Annotated in this window: 1 tRNA gene and 2 rRNA genes; all 3 read left to right on the plus strand. The window is 53.4% G+C overall.

Annotated features, from left to right (window positions below):
• Positions 1-41: 41 nt before the first annotated feature.
• The 3 genes from QUA01_RS27070 (at position 42) to QUA01_RS27080 (ending at position 3,270) form a co-directional block, all read left to right on the plus strand.
• Positions 42-2,833: ribosomal RNA gene (locus QUA01_RS27070) — 23S ribosomal RNA — on the plus strand.
• A gap of 125 nt (positions 2,834-2,958) precedes the next feature.
• Positions 2,959-3,073, plus strand: a 5S ribosomal RNA gene (rrf, locus tag QUA01_RS27075).
• Positions 3,074-3,193: 120 nt separating this feature from the next.
• A tRNA-Met gene (locus tag QUA01_RS27080) sits at positions 3,194-3,270 on the plus strand.

Below are 3,270 nucleotides of genomic sequence, written 5' to 3' on the forward strand. Positions count from 1 at the left end.
TCAAGCGATCGACCAATGTTGTCATTGGTGGTGTGGACTCTCAAGCGTGAGGTAAGAGCATTTGGTGGATGCCTTGGCATGTACAGGCGATGAAGGACGTGGCACGCTGCGATAAGCGTGGGGGAGCTGTGAGCAAGCTTTGATCCCGCGATTTCCGAATGGGGAAACCCACCTATCCCGATTATCTCGCCCGTGAGCAATCACGGGCTGGGTAATTGGGCAAAGGTATTGCGAGACTGAATACATAGGTTTCGTGAAGCGAACCCGGAGAACTGAAACATCTCAGTACCCGGAGGAAAAGACATCAACCGAGATTCCGTTAGTAGTGGCGAGCGAACGCGGACCAGGCCAGTGCCTGGTGTTTAATTAGCAGAACATTCTGGAAAGTTTGGCCATAGCGGGTGACAGCCCCGTATGCGAAAATGAAACATCAGGACTCGAGTAGGGCGGGACACGTGAAATCCTGTCTGAACATGGGGGGACCACCCTCCAAGCCTAAATACTCGTACATGACCGATAGCGAACAAGTACCGTGAGGGAAAGGTGAAAAGCACCCCGATGAGGGGAGTGAAACAGTACCTGAAACCGAATGCTTACAATCAGTTGGAGGGTCCTTGAGGCCTGACAGCGTACCTCTTGTATAATGGGTCAGTGACTTAATCTATCAAGCAAGCTTAAGCCGTTAGGTGTAGGCGCAGCGAAAGCGAGTCTGAATAGGGCGACTGAGTTTGATGGATTAGACCCGAAACCCGGCGATCTAGGCATGACCAGGCTGAAGGTGCGGTAACACGCACTGGAGGGCCGAACCGTTCAATGTTGAAAAATTGTCGGATGAGTTGTGTTTAGGGGTGAAAGGCCAATCAAGCCGGGAAATAGCTGGTTCTCCGCGAAAACTATTTAGGTAGTGCGTCGGATGTTTACCTGTGGGGGTAGAGCACTGGATGGGCTAGGGGGTCGCGAGATCTACCAAACCTAACCAAACTCCGAATACCACAGAGTTAGTCCGGCAGACAGACGGCGGGTGCTAAGGTCCGTCGTCAAAAGGGAAACAGCCCTAACCTACAGCTAAGGTCCCCAAATCGTATCTAAGTGGGAAAGCATGTGGGATTTCCAAAACAACCAGGAGGTTGGCTTAGAAGCAGCCATCCTTTAAAGAAAGCGTAACAGCTCACTGGTCTAAATAAGAGATCCTGCGGCGAAAATGTAACGGGGCTCAAGATACGTACCGAAGCTTAGGGTTTGGATCTTTTGATCCAAGCGGTAGCGGAGCGTTCCGTAGGCCGATGAAGCGGGAGGGTAACCGACCGTGGAGGTATCGGAAGTGCGAATGCTGACATGAGTAGCGATAAAGAGGGTGAGATGCCCTCTCGCCGAAATCCCAAGGGTTCCTGCTTAAAGCTAATCTGAGCAGGGTAAGCCGGCCCCTAAGACGAGCCCGAAGGGGGTAGTCGATGGGAACCACGTTAATATTCGTGGGCCTGGAGGTGTGTGACGGATGGCGTAAGTTGTCAGGCCTTATTGGATTGGTCTGGCTTCGAAGTTGTCCCAGGAAATAGCCCCTCCGTATAGACCGTACCCTAAACCGACACAGGTGGGATGGTAGAGTATACCAAGGCGCTTGAGAGAAGTGTACTGAAGGAACTCGGCAAATTACCTCCGTAACTTCGGGAGAAGGAGGCCCTACATGCGGGCAACCGTGTGTAGGGGGCACAAGCCAGGGGGTAGCGACTGTTTAGCAAAAACACAGGGCTCTGCTAAGTCGGCTTCAAGACGACGTATAGGGCCTGACGCCTGCCCGGTGCTGGAAGGTTAAGAGGAGGAGTGCAAGCTCTGAATTGAAGCCCCAGTAAACGGCGGCCGTAACTATAACGGTCCTAAGGTAGCGAAATTCCTTGTCGGGTAAGTTCCGACCTGCACGAATGGCGTAACGACTTCCCCACTGTCTCCAGTACATGCTCAGCGAAATTGAATTCTCCGTGAAGATGCGGAGTACCCGCGGTTAGACGGAAAGACCCCGTGCACCTTTACTGCAGCTTCAGAGTGGCATTAGGAAAGAACTGTGTAGCATAGGTGGGAGGCTTTGAAGCGACGGCGCCAGCTGTCGTGGAGCCATAGGTGAAATACCACCCTGTTGTTTTCTGATGTCTAACCTCGCACCGTTATCCGGTGCAGGGACCCTCTGTGGCGGGTAGTTTGACTGGGGCGGTCGCCTCCTAAAGAGTAACGGAGGCGCGCGATGGTGAGCTCAGGACGGTTGGAAACCGTCTGTTAGAGTGCAATGGCATAAGCTCGCCTGACTGCGAGACTGACGAGTCGAGCAGAGACGAAAGTCGGTCATAGTGATCCGGTGGTCCCTCGTGGAAGGGCCATCGCTCAACGGATAAAAGGTACGCCGGGGATAACAGGCTGATGATTCCCAAGAGCTCATATCGACGGAATCGTTTGGCACCTCGATGTCGGCTCATCACATCCTGGGGCTGGAGCAGGTCCCAAGGGTTTGGCTGTTCGCCAATTAAAGTGGTACGTGAGCTGGGTTCAGAACGTCGCGAGACAGTTTGGTCCCTATCTGCCGTGGGCGTCGATAATTGAGAGGAGTTGACCCTAGTACGAGAGGACCGGGTTGAACATACCTCTGGTGTACCTGTCATTCCGCCAGGAGTGCAGCAGGGTAGCTATGTATGGACGGGATAACCGCTGAAAGCATCTAAGCGGGAAGCCTCCCTCAAGATAAGTTATCATCGAGTCGTGGAAGACCACCACGTTGATAGGCCGGGTGTGGAAGTGCAGTAATGCATGGAGCTAACCGGTCCTAATCACTCTGTTCGCGCTTGAGAGTTCCACCATCAATGACAACATTGGTGTAAGGATGATTAAGCCGGATATTCGCCAAGTATAATCGTCTTCAAAATCTGAATGTATAACCGCATCGATTAAAAACCATATGCACCTGCTTCATTGCTTGGTGGCCATAGCGTCAGTGCCCCACCCGATCCCATCTCGAACTCGGCCGTGAAACCTGACTGCGCCGATGGTACTACCGCTTAAGCGTTGGAAGAGTAGGGCGTCGCCAGGCATTGAAGCCGGTGCATATGGAAAAACCCATTCATGATCGTCGAACAACCGCCCCCGGCAATATGCCGCGGGCGGTTTTCGGCCCTCTAGGGCTCAGCCCCCAAAAGGGCTCAGTTGGTGGCGCGGGATGGAGCAGCCCGGTAGCTCGTCAGGCTCATAACCTGAAGGTCGCAGGTTCAAATCCTGCTCCCGCAACCA

Origin of the sequence: Microcoleus sp. S36a_B3 (genome assembly GCF_036700745.1) — a bacterium.
In the GTDB taxonomy this organism is placed as follows: domain Bacteria; phylum Cyanobacteriota; class Cyanobacteriia; order Cyanobacteriales; family Microcoleaceae; genus Microcoleus.